Here is a 16,280-nt window from a genome sequence, read left to right on the forward strand (position 1 = left end):
CCCCGGGCAAAGGTCAACATATCATGCTTTTCTGCGGTTCAGTCGCGGATTTCGAAGGCCATCGTAAGACCCGGCTCAGTCCAGCGCCTCGTCGCAGCGGGCGCAGACGCCGGGGTGGGAATGCGTGCCGACGTCGGGGAGGATCTTCCAGCAGCGCTGGCACTTCTCGCCGTCGGCCAGCTCGAAGACCACGCCGATGCCGGGCGCGTCCGGCAGGCGGAAGGCTTCGGCGGGCGCAGGGTCGGCGGTAAGCGTGAGGTCCGAGGTGATGCAGAGGTCGTCGAAGGCGACGGTCTTGAGTGCTGCGAGGAGGCCCGCGTCCTCGACATGGACGACGGGGGCCGCTTCGAGCGAGGCGCCGATGACCTTGTCCTGGCGCTGGATCTCGAGTGCTGCCGTGACGACGCGGCGGGCGCGTCGGATGCCCTGCCACTTCTGCGCCAGCGCCTCGTCCCGCCAGTCTGCGGGCGTCTCGGGCATGTCCTGGAGGTGGACCGACGAGTCCTCGCCCGGGAAGCGGTCGAGCCAGACGTCCTCCATCGTGAAGACGAGGACGGGGGCGAGCCAGGTGGTGAGGCGGTGGAACAGGAGGTCGAGGACCGTGCGCGCCGAGCGGCGGCGGAGCGAGTCGTCGGCGTCGCAGTAAAGCGCGTCCTTGCGGACGTCGAAGTAGAAGGACGACAGGTCGACGGTGGCGAAGTCGAAGACGGCGCGGAAGACGCCCTGGAAGTCGTAGGCCCTGTAGCCATCGCGGACGCGGGTGTCGAGTTCGGCCATGCGGTGCAGGACCCAGCGTTCAAGCTCGGGCATGTCGGCCGGATCGACGCGCTCGGCTTCGGAGAAGCCGGCGAGGTTGCCGAGGAGGAAACGCATGGTGTTGCGCAGGCGGCGATAGCTGTCGGCGACGCCCTTGAGGATCTCGGGCCCGATGCGCTGGTCGGCGGTGTAGTCGGTCTGGGCGACCCAGAGACGCAGGATGTCGGCGCCGTACTCCTTCACCACCTTCTCGGGGACGATGGTGTTGCCGAGCGACTTGGACATCTTGTTGCCCTTCTCGTCCAGCGTGAAGCCGTGGGTGACGACGTTGCGGTAGGGCGCGCGGCCGAGCGTGCCGCAGGCCTGGAGCAGCGAGGAATGGAACCAGCCTCGGTGCTGGTCGGTGCCCTCCATGTAGACGTCGGCGATGCCGTCCTCGGTGCCGTCGGGGCGGTCGCGCAGGACGAAGGCGTGAGTGGAGCCGGAGTCGAACCACACGTCGAGGACGTCGAAGACCTGGGTGTAGTCCTCGGGGTTGGCATCGTTCGCGAGGAAGCGTTCCTTGGCGCCCTCGGCGTACCAGCAATCGGCGCCCTCGGCCTCGAAGGCCTGTGCGATGCGGGCATTCACCGCCTCGTTGCGCAAGAGGTAGTCGGGATCGGTCGGCAGGGCGCCCTTCCGCGTGAAGCAGGTGAGCGGCACGCCCCAGGCGCGCTGGCGCGACAGCACCCAGTCGGGGCGGGCCTCGATCATCGAGTGCAGGCGGTTGCGGCCGGACTGGGGGGTGAACTTTACGAGAGTGTCGATGGAGGTCAGCGCGCGTTCGCGGATCGTGCTGCCGTATTCGCCCTGGCCGTCGTCGATGGGGCGGTCGATGGCGGCGAACCATTGCGGCGTGTTACGGTAAATGACGGGAGCCTTCGAGCGCCAGGAGTGGGGGTAGCTGTGCTTGATGCGGCCGCGCGCGAGAAGGCCGCCGGTCTCGATCAGCTTGTCGATGACGGCCGCGTTCGCGTTGCCCTCCTTGCCCTTGTCGGAAAGGATCTTCGTGCCGCCGAAGAAAGGCAGGTCGGCACGGAAGGAACCGTCGTCCATCACGTTGTAGGTGATGACCTGCTCCAGCATCCCGAGGTCGCGGTAGAGCTCGTATTCCTCCATCCCATGAGAGGGCGCGCAGTGGACGAAGCCGGTGCCTTCCTCGTCGGTGACGAAGGCGGCGGCGCGGAAGTCCCGCGCGTCGTCCCACTCGGCGTTCGCGCCTGCGGCCCCCGCGAAGGGATGATGCAGGGTCATGCCTTCGAGCTGCGCCGGGGTCACGTCGCGGACGCGGCGGTACATCGTGCCGTCGAGCCGCGCCTTCGCCATCACGTCGGCGGCGAGCTTGTCGGCGAGGATGAAGCGGTCGCCGACCTGCGCCCAGCATTCCTCGGGGCGGCCGGTGACCTCGTAGAGGCCGTAGGAGATGTCCTTGCCGAAGACGACGGCCTTGTTCGACGGGATCGTCCAGGGGGTCGTGGTCCAGATGACCACGTGGGCGCCCATGAAGTCGCGGGCGGCGTCCGCCTCGGCCTTGATGACGGCCTCGCGCGCCTCGGGCGTGTCCTCCTCGCCCGCCAGAACGATGTCGGGCAGCGCGAAATCGGTCACGCGGAACTTGACCCAGACGGTGAAGCTGTCCTTGTCGTGGTACTCGACCTCGGCCTCGGCAAGTGCTGTTTGCTCGACGGGCGACCACATCACGGGTTTCGAGCCCTGGTAGAGCGTGCCGTTCATCAGGAACTTCATGAATTCCTCGGCGATCACGCGCTCGGCGTGGAAGTCCATCGTCAGGTAGGGATCGGCCCAGTTGCCGGTGATGCCGAGACGCTTGAACTCCTCGCGCTGGATGTCGACCCAGCCTTCGGCGAAGCGGCGGCATTCCTGGCGGAAATCGATGACGGGGACGTCGTCCTTGTCCTTGCCCTTCGCGCGGTATTCCTCCTCGATCTTCCACTCGATGGGCAGGCCGTGGCAGTCCCAGCCGGGGACGTAGCGGGCGTCGAAGCCCATCATCTGGTGCGAGCGGACGATCATGTCCTTGATCGTCTTGTTCAGCGCGTGCCCGATGTGGAGGTGGCCGTTCGCGTAAGGCGGGCCGTCATGCAGGACGAAAGAGGGGCGGTCCGATTTTTCGCGCAGGCGGTCGTAGACGCCGATCTTCTCCCAATGCTCCAGCCAGCCGGGTTCGCGCGCAGGCAGTCCGGCGCGCATCGGGAAGTCGGTCTGAGGCAGGTTCAGGGTGTCTTTGTAGTCGGGCGTGTCGGCACACATCGGACGTGTCCTCGGGAAGTGTTCGGGCTGTCTGCGAAGGGGTGGCGGAGAGTCTCGACGCCTGAAACCCGGCGGCTCATCGTGTCAGAGCGCCGGGCCCGTAATTCGAATGATGTTCGCGACATGGCTCATCTTGGCAGGGCTTATAGGACCGGGGGCAGGGCAGGACAAGGCGACATTGGGAGGGGAGCGGGGCGCAACTTCGCGGGCGCTCGTTTCGTGACTCCCCGCGAGGCCGCTTCTTCAGGGCCTCTGACCAACAGGAGGAACCATGCGTCTTTTCATCACCGCACTCGCCGCGCTCGCTCTGGCCGGACCCGCCGCCGCGCTGCACGAGGATGGCAATTCGCCGGGCCAGATCGCCAAGGACAACCCGGACACCGTCGGTGACCGCAACGCCAACGGGCAGGCCAATGGCGGCGACTATTCTCCGGGCTTCTCGGCCAGCGTCGGCACCGACCGCGACGGCGACGGCCGGACGAACGGCAAGGACTATGCCCCGGGTCAGCACGACCACGACGAGTGACGGCATCGACAGTCGGGAGAAGCGGCGCCGTGCGGCGCCGTTTTCTTTTGGAGGTGTCCGCAAAACGTGTTGGTCAGCTATGTGGACGAAGCTGCGGTTTGCGGTCGGGCGACATTGGTGATTATCTCCAAATAGGAACAGTTTTGCCCCCCCGCTTAAGGCAAATAAGTCATGCGTTTCTTCATTGCAGGGATCTACAGTTTGCTGGCTTATGGTTTCACTTCGTCTCTTTTCTTTGGTAGACCTTTCCAAGCAATTGCTTTTTTGACGATCTGGAGAGATAGATTGGGACTGGTCTACTGGCCAGCGCTCCTTGTAGTTGCCATCATGCTTGCGGCTTTCCTCACCAAGTCCTCTCTCCGGTTCGGAATGCCACGTATTCTGCTTCCCGCTGTTTTTGTATTTATTTCCATGAGTTCCTCTGCTCTTCTGGTCGGAAGTTTTGCTGCAATCAGCCGCAATCGAATTGTTGAGGAGTTTAAACCCAATGTGGAAATGCGCTCTTCAATCTTCACTTCGCTTCGGTATGCACGGCAGGATTTCAAGTTTTTTCTACATGGCGCAGCATTAAAGAACTGCAAACCCTATGCCTGGAGTTACAGCAAGATGGCATTTTATGAACTACCGGCCAATGTGGCAGTAAATGTCCTGCCAACGAGCTGGATTGAAGAATGCAGCATTCAACGAACTCGCTGAGTTATCTATCTTGAGAGCAATCAGTATTGGCAGCTTTAGGGAAGCAGACCTCTGCCGCGCCACCAATTTTACGATGCGCGTACAACCTCTGCCGGTCGCACTCCGGCCAGCCGAACCTCCAACCAACGGATGTAACCATTCAGGTTCTTCGTGGCCGGTCCACAGAAGGGTCTGATGAACTTGCCGTAGCGGGCGTGAAGAGAGTTCACGTTCTGGATGTGATAGCAGCCAGCTGCCACACGAGTGCCCGGCCTGCTGCCGACCACGAAATGCACCAGGCCGCGTGCCGCCGCGAGACTCTTATAGCCATTGCCACCGTCCGAGCAGAGCACGGCATCGCCCGGCACCAAGGGTTGCATCGCGCGTTCTACCGTTCCGCGCTTGCGGTTGGGTAGGCGCTGGAAGAGGCGAGCGCCGCTACGGTCTGCGACGGTAAGAATGGGGGTTGCCACCTCGAAAGACCTCGCATCATTTTCAGCCCTTGCGTCGTGAAGTCTTCCCACCGCAGGCGCGGCGGCTGAATAACATTCTGCGGATCTGCTGTGGTGGACCCATTCGCGCGATCCTTTCCGAGATTCCCGCTGGTAGGTCTCATCCGCCTCGATGATCCCGGAGAAACTCGTCGCTACGCTTCTGCTCCCGATGATCGAGAACACGATCATCCGCCAGCGCCAGACCGTGTATTTGTTGAGATCGAGCTGCCTTGCGAGCTTGCGCACCGACTGCGGCGCGGAGGCGTCCAGCATATCCCTCAGCGCGACCAAGAACAGGTCAGGACGATGGATGCGGCCGATGGCGCTCCCTGTCCGGCCTGAATAGGTCTTGCGGCAGCCGCTGCAACGGTAGCGCTGGATCTTGGTTCGGGTGCGACCCCACTTCTGACGCCGCTCGTCGCCGCAGAAAGGGCACTTGTGTTCTCGGTTTGTCCGTGCCTCGATCTCCGAGATAGCTTCCGTTTTTCGTCGGATATCCCGGATCTTCGTTTGTGCATCCTCTATCTGGGCCGGGTTAAGATCGTCGAGGGCATCGAGAAAGCGGCGAAAATGGTGGTGTAGCACCGGCAACCTCCGTGGGAAACGCACAAGAATATCGGCTCTTCCGCGTCAAGGCGAAGCGAACCAACACGGTTTGCGGACACCCCCTTCCTTTTGGGGGCCGTGGCTCAGGCGGCGTTGAAGAACGTCCCGACGGCATAGGCGATGAGCGCCGCCGTGCCGCCGATGGCGAGCGTCTCGAGGCCCGAGCGCCACCACGGCGATAGCGACCAGTGCGACTTCAGCGCTCCCACGGCGAAGAAGGTGCAGGCGGTCAGCGCGATGGACCAGCGGAAGGCCTCGGGCAGACCCAGGACGAAGGGCAGGAGCGGGACCATACCGGCGGCGAGAAAAGCCGCGAAGGTCGCCCGCGCGGCGCGCATCGGATGCGGATCGACGGGCGAGAGGCCGCGCCCTTCGATCAGGAGCATGTCGATCCAGGCGCTGCGATTTCGCGCGATGGCCTCGGCGGCCTCGTCGAGGAGGCGTCCTTCGAGGCCCTTGTCGTGGAGGATCTTGCGCAGCACGCGCATCTCGTCGTCCGGGTGCAGGACGATCTCCTTGTCCTCGAGGTCGCGGAGGCGGCGCAGATCGTCGAGTTCGGCCTTGGTGCCGGCGTAGTTGCCCGCCGCCATCGAGAAGCCGTCGGCGAGGACGTTGGCAAGGCCGAGGACGAGGATGACGCGGGTCGAAAGGTCGGCGCCCACGACGCCTGCCACGATGGCGAAGGTCGTCACGGCGCCGTCGATGGCGCCGAAGACGGCGTCGCGCAGAAGCGAACGCCCGTCGCGTTCGGGCCTGGCGGTGGTCTCTGGCATGGCGTCTCGCCTCCTGCCCTTGGCGGTTTCCCCCGGATCGGCGTAGAAGGCAAGCCAGACAGGAACGGAGGGGACGATGAGCGACGACTTCGGCGACCGGAAGACGCGGGCCAGCGCCTGGTTCAGGGCCTTGCGGGACGAGATCGTGACGGCCTTCGAGGGCGTCGAGGACGCGCAGGTCGAGGGGCCGCTTTCGGACCGGCCGGCGGGCCGCTTCGAGGTAAGCGAGACTCGGCGGGCGTCGGAGGACGGCTCGGACGCGGGCGGCGGGCTGATGAGCGTGATGCGCGGCGGGCGCGTGTTCGAGAAAATCGGCGTCAACGTCTCGGCGGTCTACGGCACGCTGGGCGCGCGGGCGCAGGCGGCGATGGCGGCGCGCGGTGTGCCGGGGATGGCCGAGGATCCCAGGTTCTGGGCGAGCGGGATCAGCCTGGTGGCGCACATGCAGAACCCGCATGTTCCGGCGGTCCACATGAACACGCGGATGTTCTGGACGCCGCACGCCTCGTGGTTCGGGGGTGGCTCGGACCTGAACCCCTGCATCGAGTACGACGAGGACACGGCCGATTTCCATGCGGTCCAGAAGGCGCACTGCGACCGGCATGGGATGGAGATCTATCCGAAGCTGAAGGCCTGGGCGGACGAGTACTTCTTCGTGCCGCACCGTGGCCGCGCGCGCGGCGTGGGCGGCATCTTCTTCGACGACTGGACGACGGGCGACTGGGAGGCGGATTTCGCCTTCACGCAGGACGTGGGGCGCGCGTTCCTGGCCGCGTGGCTGCCGCTTGTCGAGCGGCGGAGGGGCATGGAATGGGGCGAGGCGGAGAAGGACGCGCAGTTGGTCCACAGGGGCCTCTACGCGGAATACAACCTCGTCTACGACCGGGGGACGAAGTTCGGGCTGGAAACGGGACACGACGCGAACGCGGTCCTGATGAGCCTGCCGCCGATGGCGAAGTGGGTGTGATCTAGCGCAGCGCGCGGCGCAGGTCGCGCGCCATGGCGCGCAGGTCGCCGCGGAGGCCCGACAGCGTGCCGCTGCCCGTTGCGGTGCCGGAGGACGAACCGCCGATTTCCTCGCCCGCGACCCAGACCTCGATCAGGCCTTCGGGCGGGCTGGGGGAAAAGTCGGTGAAGTCGCGGAGGTCGGCGTCCATCGCCTGCGCGACGAGGGCGGCGGCTTCGCGATCCTGTGGGTGGTAGAAGCGGACGTTGTCGCGGGTGATGGTCATGTTGACGTCCCGCACCTCGGCCGAGACGCCGGCCTCGCCGAGCGCGTCGGAGAGGAGCCCGACACGCTCGCCCGGGACGCTGCGCGGGGCGTGGAGGATGACGCGCACGTCGCTGTCGACGGGCAGGGGAGAGAGCGTCGGTTCTTCGGGGGTCGGCGCGGCTTCCACGACGATGTCTTCGGGCACCGTGCCGGTTTCCGCGGCCAGCCGTTCACGCAGCGCTTCGACCCCGGAATCCGCCGGCCCGCCGTCGGATTCAGCGAGGCGGGCGCGCAGGGCTTCGATGTCGGGGTCGACGGGCTGGGTGTCGGTAGCCTCGGTCTCGGCGGCGGCCACTTCGACGGGCTCGGGGACAGGCTCGGGCGGAGGACCGACGGCCGGGGTGTCGGCGGTCTCGCCCGGGACCGAGGGTTGCAGCCCGGCCGCGGTCCGGTCGGGTGCTGCGTCGGCGGTGGGGGCCTGCGGGGCAGGCTCGACCGCCGCGACCTCGGGCCGGGCAGGCGCGTCGATGGTGGTGGTCGAGACCTCGTCAACCGGCTCGACCGGGGTCGCGTTCCGGCCGTTCCACATCACGCCAAGCGCTATGGCCGCGACGATGAGGACGCTGATGATCCACTGAAGCGCTTCGCTGCGCCAGGACTTGCCCGCGACGACCGGCGTGGGCAGGCGCGTCTCGTCCGCAGGCACGAGGGCCGGCAGATTGGCCGCGCCGCGCTGCTGGCTCGGAGGTGGCTCGGACGACGGCAGAAGCTCTCGCGGCTGCTCGGGAGGGGCGATCAGCTCGGGGACCAGTTCAAGGTCGCCATCGTGGTCGGGCGCGTGGACGGCGTTGGCCGCAGGTTCGGATGTGACAGGCAGTGCTTGGCGCGCGCGGTTCTGCAGCGCCTGCCGGGCGGCGGACGCGTCTTCCTGCCGAGCGGCGGGCGTCTTTCTCTGCGGCGCTGGCGGATCGGACGTGTGCCTCTCGGCGGCCGCGGCGCGCCGCGCCCGGGCCTCGGCGACACGGTCGTAGATCGTGCCGCGATCTTTCCGCACGGCCCTGGCGGCCGGGCGGCGGTTTTCGGTGACCATCACTCGTACTCCTCGAACACAGGAAGTGTAGTGCAAATGTAAAGTCGGAACAGATGTATCTGGGAGCGCCCGCAAGCCCTTAGAATGACAGTCTGACTTGCTTACCCCTGTCAGCAACATTCAGGGGCGCGCTAGGGAATCACCCGAAATGCCCTATTTTCGCAGGGCAGGAAGCCCGATGCCCGCGGCCTCGAACCCGCCGTCGGCAGCGAGGCACTGGCCGGTGATGAAGCTGGCGCGGTCCGAGCAAAGAAAGACGATGGCCTCGGCGATTTCGCGTTCGCTTCCGTAACGGTTGAGCGGCAGCGCGTCGTGGTAGGCGTCGATGATGTCCTGCGTGTGGACGGCCATCGCGAGCTTTGTGCGGACGGGGCCGGGCGCCACGGCGTTCACTCGGATGCCGTATTCGCCCAGTTCGACGGCCTGCTGGAGCGTCAGGTGGATGACGGCCGCCTTGGATGTGCCGATGTTGACGATGGCGCCCTTCGTCCGCTTCAGCGCGGGGGTCGCGGCCTGTGAGACGAGGAAGGGCCCGTCGAGGTTCGTGGCCATGACGCGCCGCCAGCGCTCGAAGGTCGTCTCCTCGATCGGTCCGAAGTCGGCGACGCCGGCGTTGTTGACGAGAGCGTCGATGGCGCCGAAGCGGTCGAGCGTCTCGGCCACGAGGCGTAAAGCAGCGTCAGGGTCGGAGACGTCGGCCGGGATGGCGGCGACGTGGTCGAGCGGCGCGGCCGCGCGGTCGAGTTCGTCCTCGTCGCGGTCGATCATGGAGACCTGCCAGCCGTTCTCGAGGAAGAGCCGGGTGGTGGCGAGACCAATGCCGCGCGCGGCGCCGGTGACGAGGGCCGTCTTCATCGCGGGGTCCTCACGCGGGTTCGGGACCGCCGAGCGCCTGGAACCTCAGCGCGAGGGGCCAGACCAGGGCGAGTAGGATAGACAGGCCCCAGGCGCCCGCCGTGAAGGTGGCGACGATGCCGACGAAGAGGATGGCCGAAGTCGCCATGCCGGCGGCGTCGCGAAAGTCGTCGGCGGCGGGCTTGGCCAGCACGAGGGCCGTCAGGAGCGCCACCGGCACGAAGGCCGCGAGGGCGGTGGCGAGGCTCGGGAGGCCCCCCTCGGTGAGGTCGGTGAGCACGCCCCACGGGCCGGCGCCCGCGATGACCCCGGTGCGGTCGAGCACCCAGAAGGCGGCGATCACGGCAATGGCGGCCGAGACAGGGGCGGCGACGCGGCGGTGATACCACTCCCTCTCGCCGAAGAACATGCCGAGGATCAGCCAGGCCGAGGCGATGACCGCGAGTTGCCCTAGTTCGACGCCGACGTTGAAGCCGATGAGCTTCGGCAAGAAGTTCTGCGCCGAGAGACCGAAATCCTGGAGGACCGAGGCGAAGCCCAAGCCGTGAAGGAGGCCGAAGCAGAAGACCACGACGGGTCGCCAGGGGTGCAGCTTCCGCACGAAGATGTTCTCGATGCCGACATAGACGATCGAGGCCGCGATCAGGGGTTCGACGATGTCGGGCGAAAGCCGGACGATATCGAGCGCGCCGAGCGCCAGGGTGACGGTATGCGCCAACGTGAAGGCGGTGATTTGCCAGAGAAGGGGCGACAGGCGCAGCGACAGGAAAAAGAGGCCCAGGACGAAGAGGATGTGGTCGAGGCCCTTGGGCACGATGTGGTCGAAGCCGGCCGCGACGTAGTCGACGAAGGCCTCGGCGGGACCCTGATCGGTCGCGCCGGTGCGGGGGATCGGGTCGGACAGCGCGCCCGAGGTGAGGAAGCCCGCGTATCCGTTCTCGACGGTGCGCTGCCGGACGATCAGGGGGCCGAGGTCGCCGGTCCAGCCGATGACGAGCGGGTCGTCTCCGGCGGGAAGTGGTACGGACAGATCGACCGTCGAGATGCGCGCGATTTCGACGTTGCCGACCTCGGGCACCGTGACATCGACGAGTTCGGGGTCGAGCACGGTCTCGCCCGCTCGGAAGGTCAGTTTCTGCGACAGGTCGGGCCAGGCGGCGCGGAAGGCTTCGGCCATGTCCTCGGGCGGGAGGCTGCGGAAACGGAGGTAGTCCTCCTCGTTCGCCGCGTCGTTGGTGTTCTGGATGCCGTCGAGGTCGATCCCCGCGACGGCGGCCTCGATCATCCATTCGATGTAGACGCGCAGGCTGTCGCCCTCGATCTCGATGTCCATGACGCCGGGCTGGACCTCGTGGGATCGCGCAGGCGTGACGGAGATCAGGGTTGACAGCACCAGAGCGAAGATCACCCTCGCGAGGGCGGCGAACGCCGCGAATGAAGGAAGATTGGTCATGCGTTCCGTCCTCGTCCTGTTCCTGTGCATGGCATGTATCGCCAGCCTCGCCAATGCCCACGAATTCTGGATCGATCCCGTCGAGCCCGTGGTGCCCGAGGGTGGGGAGGTCGTCGCCAGCCTGCGCGTGGGACAGGCCTACGAGGGGTCGAGCTATGCCTACGTGCCGCCCAACTTCCGCCGGTTCGACTACGTCTGGCAGGGCGAGACGCGGCCCGTCGAGGGCGTGATCGGGGATCGGCCCGCCGCGACCGTTGCGGTCGAGGGCGAGGGGCTGATGGTCCTGATCCACGTCACGACGGACACCTTCCTGACCTGGGACACGTTCGAGATGTTCGAAAGTTTCGTGCGCCACAAGGACGCCGAATGGACGCTGGCAGAGCATGAGGCGCGGGGCATTTCCCACGAGAAGGTCCGCGAGGTCTATTCGCGCTATGCCAAGGCTCTGGTCGCTGTTGGATCGGGCGAGGGTGCGGACGCCGAGGCGGGGCTGCTGACCGAGCTGGTGGCGCTGGAGAACCCCTATACCGGCGGCGCCGAGGACGGTTTGCGGGTGCGCCTTCTCTATCAGGGCGCGCCGAGGGGTGACGCGCAGATCGAGGTCTTCGAGAAGGACGCGGCGGGCGTGGTCACGGTCTCGACCGTCCGCACCGACGCGGCGGGCGAGGCGGTCGTGCCCGCCGTGCCGGGCAGGAGCTACATGCTGGATGCGGTGGTGCTGCGAGAGCCCGCGGCCGACATCGCGGCGGCGAAGAATGTGTCGTGGGAGAGCCTCTGGGCGAACCTGACGTTCTACTTCCCCGAATAGGCTGTCAGACGTCCCGGTCGTCGCAGGGGCGGCAGAGGATCAGCACCTCGCGGAACATAAGGCAGGCGATGACGCTGAAGGTCGCGGCATCGGCCGAGATCGCGAACAGTCCTGACATGGTCCCACGCCTCCGTCACTCGTCACGAGTATGGAGGGGATCGTGCTCGGCGGTTTTGGCGATCCTTCGACGCGGGCAGGGCGAATCTGAGGCGGCGGCAGCGGCCGGTCAGGCGAAGGGGTTGGTCTCGTAGAGCACGTCGGTCAGGAACAGGCCGTCGGGTGGCGCGACCGGACCGCAGGCGGCACGGTCGCGGGCATCGAGCGCGTCCTTGACGCGGTCGGGCGTCCAGGTGCCGGCGCCGACCCGTTCGAGTGTTCCCACGATGGACCGGACCTGGTTGTGGAGAAACGACCGCGCACGGAGGCGGATCTCGACGATCGTGCCGGCCTCGGCGGGGCGGGTAGAGATGGCGATTTCGTCCAGCGTCTTCACCGGGCTCCTGGCCTGGCACATGGTCGACCGGAAGGTGGTGAAGTCGTGGTTGCCCACCAAATACGCCGCGCCCTCGCGCATGGCGGCGATGTCGAGGTCGCGCCGGATGCGCCAGGCCTGGCCCTGATCGAAGACGAGAGGCGCGCGGCGCAGGGCGATGCGGTAGAGGTAGCGCCGTTCAACGGCCGAGAAGCGGGCGTGGAAGTCGTCGGGGACGCGCGCGCAGGCGGTGATCGCCACGAGGTCCGGCCTCAAGTGGTGGTTCAGCGCCTCGGACAGACGGAAGGGGTCCCAATCCCGCGTCATGTCGATGTGCGCGACTTGACCCGTCGCGTGGACGCCGGCGTCCGTCCGTCCTGCGGCGGCGAGAGAGGGAAGGCCGGGCTCGAGCCGTGCGAGCGCCGCTTCGATGCGCCCTTGCACCGAGGGGGCGTGGTCCTGCCGCTGCCAGCCCGAAAAGGGGCTGCCCAGATACTCGATCCTGAAGGCGTAGCGTGGCATGGCGACGGCCATAGCCTGCGCCATCGTCCGGCGCAACGGAGCCCCGCTTGACCGCTGCACAGCCTCTGCACGAGGTCACGCGCGCATCTGCACTCCGGTTGTAGATATATTACCACTAGGCACGCATTTCACCCGCTGGGGGGCTCTGTCCCCTCGCTCCCCGGCGGGAACGCTCCTACCCTCTAACCCAACCTCATTCAGAGTCTGCGACCGTAGCTGTCATGAGTAACCAGACCATCCTTGTCGTGGACGACGACCCACAGATCCGAGAGGTGCTGGGCATGGCGCTGGAACGCGCCGGCTTCACCGCCGTGATGGCCCGCGACGGGGCCGAGGGGCTTGCGCAATCGCGCGCAATCAAACCGGCACTGGCCGTTCTGGACATCGGGCTGCCCGAGATGGATGGCCTCGAGTTGTGCAAGGCGATCCGCCGCGACAGCGACCTGCCGATCCTGTTCCTGACCGCCCGCGACGACGAGGTCGACCGCATCCTTGGCCTGGAGCTGGGCGGCGACGACTATGTCACGAAGCCGTTCAGCCCGCGCGAATTGGTGGCGCGCGTGCGCGCGATCCTGAAGCGGACGGGCGGAGGCAGATCGGCGCCCGACGCGCCCGACACGCTTCAGATCGGGCGGCTGTCGCTGGTTCCCGATTCCCACGTCTGCAAGGTGGACGACCAGAAGGTCACGCTGACCTCGACCGAAATCTCGATCCTGACGAAGCTCATGTCGCGTCCGACGCAGGTCTTCAGCCGGCCCGCTCTTGTCGATGCGATCTGGGGACCGGGGATGGTGGTGTCCGACCGCACCCTGGACAGCCACCTGCGCAACCTGCGCTCGAAGCTGGCCGATGCGGGCTGTCCCGACGCCATCGAGACGCTGCACGGCGTGGGCCTTCGGATGGGGCCGTGTCAAGGTACGTAGCGCCGAAGTGGCGTCCGCCCCTGATGCTCGTGCTCGGGGGGTCTTTGCTGGCGATCCTCGTCCTGCCGATCTATGCCGCGCTGATCGCGGATTTCCTGACGCCGCTGACCGGGCGGCGGAAGGCCGTCGTTATCGTGGCCGGAGGATCGTTCCTGGCCACCCTCGTGCTGGGGTGGCTTCTGTGGCGGCTGATCCTGTCGCCCGTGCAGGCGCTGGCGGCGAAGGCCGAGCATATCCGCGAGGGCGGCGCGCCTGACGCGCTCGACCATTACGGCACGCCCGAGATCGGCGAGCTGGCGCAGGCGGTCCTGGACATGGCCGAGGTGCTGCAATCGCGCGAGATGGCCGTGCGGGGCTATACCGACCACGTCACGCACGAGTTGAAGACGCCCCTGACCGCGATCCGGGGCGCAGCGGAACTGCTTCAGGCCGAGGAGCTTCCGCCCGGAGCGCAAAAGCTCGTGGCGACCATCGCGGGCGCCGAAAAACGCGCGGTCAAGCTTCTGGGCGCGGCGCGCCAGATCGCCGCCGCGCGGATGCCCGAACACCGGGGCACGACGCGGCTGAAGGATTGTCTGCCCGAGCTGCGCGGCCGCTTCGGCGCGATCCGCATCGACGTGGGCAACCAGGCCGAGCCGCTCCCGCTGGCGAAGTCAGGGCTGATGGTCGTCCTCGGCCACCTTGTCGAGAACGCTGTCGAGGCCGGGGCGCGTCAGATCGTGCTCGACACCGGACGAAACGGCGACGTGCCGTGGATGACGGTGACCGACGACGGGCCGGGTATCTCGACCGGAAACGCGCGGAAGGTGTTCGAGCCGTTCTTCACCACGCGACGGGATTCGGGGGGCACGGGCATGGGTCTTGCCATCGTGCAGACGCTTCTGCTGGCCCACGGCTGCCTTATTTCGCTGGAGGAAACGGGCGGGACGGGGACGCGCTTCCGCATCCAATTCTGAGCAATTTAATCAGGATTGACGAGCCCGAGTGTTTTTGTCAGGTTTGCCCTTGAAGGAGCAGGCCGACATGACCGTGCAAGATCATCCCCGCGGCGGTACGCCCGTCGGACACATGGGCGACCTGGGCGCGGTCGAGGCCGCGGCCGTGCATTTCCTGCGGCTCTGGGCCGATGGCCAGACGGGACGCGACGCCGCGGTCCGCGAACTTGTCGAGGCACTGGGCGAGAAGGCCGGGCTTGCGACGGCGCTGGCGTTCGAAGCCCTCTTCGACCTCTGCGCCCGGCACGGCCGTCGTCCCCTAATGCGGCACGACGTTCTCTGCGGCTGCCTCGGGGCCGATGAGGCCTGCTTCGCCACCTTCATTTCGGCCGCGGCCGAACCGGCCGAGGAGGACGCCATGCTGATGGCCTTCCTCCTGGTCCGCGCCGACCTTGCCCCGATCCTCGCCGGCCTCGCCCGAGATGTCGGCATGTCCCTGCGGCGCTTCGCTCTGACGAAGACGCGTGAACCGGCGCGGCTGCGCCTCAAGACCCTGCACTAGAAGGACGACCTCATGACACGACTGCTCTCTACTGCTGCAATTGCGGCCACCGCCTTTGCGAGCCCCGCGCTGGCTGGCAAGGCTGACGTTCTCGGCACCTATGCCGACATCGCCGCTGCCGCCTATGAAGACAGCCGCATCACCGCCGAGGCCCTGGAGACGGCCGTCGACACGCTGATCGCGACACCCTCGGCGGAGGCGCTGGAGGCTGCGAAGGACGCCTGGCGCGCGGCGCGGGTGCCGTATCAGCAGACCGAGGTGTTCCGGTTCGGGAACGCCATCGTCGACGACTGGGAGGGCAAGGTGAACGCCTGGCCGCTGGATGAAGGTTTGATCGACTATGTCGATGCGACCTACGGCGGCGCGACGGACGAGAACGATTACGCGGTGCTGAACGTGGTGGCGAGCCCAACCTTTACCCTGTCCGGAACCGAAGTCGATGCGACAGAGATCACGCCTGAGCTTCTGTCGGAGACGCTCCACGAGGCCGACGCCGTCGAGGCGAACGTCGCGACCGGCTATCACGCCATCGAGTTCCTGCTCTGGGGTCAGGATCTGAACGGCAGCGGGGCGGGCGCGGGAGCGCGGCCTTGGACCGATTTCGCGCAAGGTGACGCCTGCACCAACGGCAACTGCGATAGACGCGGCGACTACCTGAAGGCGGCGACGGAGCTTCTGGTGTCCGACCTCTCGTGGATGGCCGAACAGTGGAAGGATGGCGGCGAGGCGCGCGAGACGCTTCTCGCCGACGGGGACGCGGGCGTTGCAGCGATCCTGACCGGCATGGGCTCGCTGTCCTATGGCGAGCAGGCGGGAGAACGGATGAAGCTGGGCGTGCTTCTGAATGACCCCGAGGAGGAGCACGACTGCTTCTCGGACAATACCCACAACAGCCATTACTACGACGGCATGGGCATCCGGAACGTGTACCTCGGCGAATACGTCCGCGCCGACGGCAGCCTCGTGTCCGGCGAAAGCCTGTCGTCGCTGGTGGCGGAGGCAGACCCCGCCGTCGACGCGGCATTGACGGATGCGCTGGACCACACGATGGCGCGGCTTGGACGGATCAAGACCGCCGCCGAGGCGGGCTTTGCCTATGACCGGATGCTGGAGCGCGGGAACGACGCGGGCGAGGCGCTGATCATGGGGGCGGTCGATGCGCTTGTGGCGCAGACCTCGGACATCGAACGCGCCGTGACGGCCCTTGGCCTCGACGGGATCGGGTTCGAAGGGTCGGACAGTCTCGACAACCCCAACGCCGTGTTCCAGTAGGAGTTCGCTGGGCGGCGCTCCTGTCGCCGCCCGAT

Annotated in this window: 15 protein-coding genes; 8 read left to right on the plus strand and 7 right to left on the minus strand. The window is 66.8% G+C overall.

Going from position 1 to position 16,280, the window contains the following annotated elements; translation table 11 throughout:
* Positions 1-75 precede the first annotated feature (75 nt).
* Positions 76-3,066, minus strand: a complete 2,991-nt coding sequence (gene ileS / locus C8D95_RS02830) for an isoleucine--tRNA ligase (RefSeq protein ID WP_109757603.1) — start codon at positions 3,064-3,066, stop codon at positions 76-78.
* Positions 3,067-3,337: 271 nt separating this feature from the next.
* Here ileS and C8D95_RS02835 point away from each other — a divergent pair, with 271 nt between their 5' ends.
* Together C8D95_RS02835 and C8D95_RS21665 are read left to right on the plus strand one after the other, a co-directional pair.
* The gene (locus tag C8D95_RS02835) at positions 3,338-3,592 is read left to right on the plus strand and encodes a hypothetical protein (RefSeq protein ID WP_109757604.1); all 255 of its coding nucleotides are present in this window, start codon (positions 3,338-3,340) and stop codon (positions 3,590-3,592) included.
* 171 nt (positions 3,593-3,763) lie between these two features.
* A complete protein-coding gene (locus C8D95_RS21665) occupies positions 3,764-4,288 on the plus strand; it encodes a hypothetical protein (RefSeq protein ID WP_126918487.1) in 525 nt (174 codons plus the stop codon).
* A 68-nt stretch (positions 4,289-4,356) separates the two neighbouring features.
* On the opposite strand, the gene C8D95_RS02840 is transcribed toward C8D95_RS21665, so the two are convergent.
* A complete protein-coding gene (locus tag C8D95_RS02840; protein ID WP_109757605.1) occupies positions 4,357-5,346 on the minus strand; it encodes an IS1595 family transposase in 990 nt (329 codons plus the stop codon).
* Positions 5,347-5,450: 104 nt separating this feature from the next.
* A complete protein-coding gene (locus tag C8D95_RS02845; RefSeq protein ID WP_109757606.1) occupies positions 5,451-6,140 on the minus strand; it encodes a VIT1/CCC1 transporter family protein in 690 nt (229 codons plus the stop codon).
* Between the two features lie 76 nt (positions 6,141-6,216).
* Between C8D95_RS02845 and hemF the strand changes: the two genes are divergently transcribed.
* Positions 6,217-7,107, plus strand: coding sequence for an oxygen-dependent coproporphyrinogen oxidase (gene hemF / locus C8D95_RS02850; RefSeq protein WP_109757607.1), 891 nt, complete (start codon positions 6,217-6,219; stop codon positions 7,105-7,107).
* A gap of 1 nt (position 7,108) precedes the next feature.
* Here the strand turns inward: hemF and C8D95_RS02855 are convergent, their stop codons facing one another.
* The 3 genes from C8D95_RS02855 to C8D95_RS02865 form a co-directional block, all read right to left on the minus strand.
* Positions 7,109-8,443, minus strand: a complete 1,335-nt coding sequence (locus C8D95_RS02855; protein WP_109757608.1) for a serine/threonine-protein kinase — start codon at positions 8,441-8,443, stop codon at positions 7,109-7,111.
* A 153-nt stretch (positions 8,444-8,596) separates the two neighbouring features.
* Positions 8,597-9,298, minus strand: a complete 702-nt coding sequence (locus tag C8D95_RS02860; RefSeq protein WP_109757609.1) for an SDR family NAD(P)-dependent oxidoreductase — start codon at positions 9,296-9,298, stop codon at positions 8,597-8,599.
* A gap of 10 nt (positions 9,299-9,308) precedes the next feature.
* On the minus strand, positions 9,309-10,751 hold the full coding sequence (locus C8D95_RS02865; protein WP_241239796.1) for a HupE/UreJ family protein: 1,443 nt from the start codon (positions 10,749-10,751) through the stop codon (positions 9,309-9,311).
* Here C8D95_RS02865 and C8D95_RS02870 point away from each other — a divergent pair.
* On the plus strand, positions 10,750-11,559 hold the full coding sequence (locus C8D95_RS02870) for a DUF4198 domain-containing protein (RefSeq protein WP_164721564.1): 810 nt from the start codon (positions 10,750-10,752) through the stop codon (positions 11,557-11,559). The genes C8D95_RS02865 and C8D95_RS02870 overlap by 2 nt on opposite strands.
* A 226-nt stretch (positions 11,560-11,785) precedes the next feature.
* Here the strand turns inward: C8D95_RS02870 and truA are convergent, their stop codons facing one another.
* Positions 11,786-12,553, minus strand: a complete 768-nt coding sequence (gene truA / locus C8D95_RS02875; RefSeq protein ID WP_109757960.1) for a tRNA pseudouridine(38-40) synthase TruA — start codon at positions 12,551-12,553, stop codon at positions 11,786-11,788.
* Between the two features lie 221 nt (positions 12,554-12,774).
* On the opposite strand from truA, the gene C8D95_RS02880 reads away from it, so the two are divergent.
* The 4 genes from C8D95_RS02880 (at position 12,775) to C8D95_RS02895 (ending at position 16,245) form a co-directional block, all read left to right on the plus strand.
* Complete coding sequence (locus C8D95_RS02880; protein ID WP_109757611.1) at positions 12,775-13,476, plus strand: response regulator transcription factor; 702 nt, start codon at positions 12,775-12,777, stop codon at positions 13,474-13,476.
* Positions 13,461-14,432 carry a sensor histidine kinase gene (locus C8D95_RS02885; RefSeq protein WP_126918488.1) on the plus strand — a complete coding sequence of 324 codons (972 nt, stop codon included), beginning with the start codon at positions 13,461-13,463 and terminating at the stop codon, positions 14,430-14,432. Before C8D95_RS02880 ends, C8D95_RS02885 begins: the two co-directional genes overlap by 16 nt.
* A gap of 67 nt (positions 14,433-14,499) precedes the next feature.
* Positions 14,500-14,973, plus strand: a complete 474-nt coding sequence (locus C8D95_RS02890) for a hypothetical protein (RefSeq protein ID WP_126918489.1) — start codon at positions 14,500-14,502, stop codon at positions 14,971-14,973.
* Positions 14,974-14,985: 12 nt separating this feature from the next.
* Positions 14,986-16,245, plus strand: coding sequence for an imelysin family protein (locus C8D95_RS02895; RefSeq protein ID WP_109757614.1), 1,260 nt, complete (start codon positions 14,986-14,988; stop codon positions 16,243-16,245).
* Positions 16,246-16,280 lie beyond the last annotated feature (35 nt).

Origin of the sequence: Silicimonas algicola (assembly GCF_003148765.1) — a bacterium.
GTDB lineage: Bacteria > Pseudomonadota > Alphaproteobacteria > Rhodobacterales > Rhodobacteraceae > Silicimonas > Silicimonas algicola.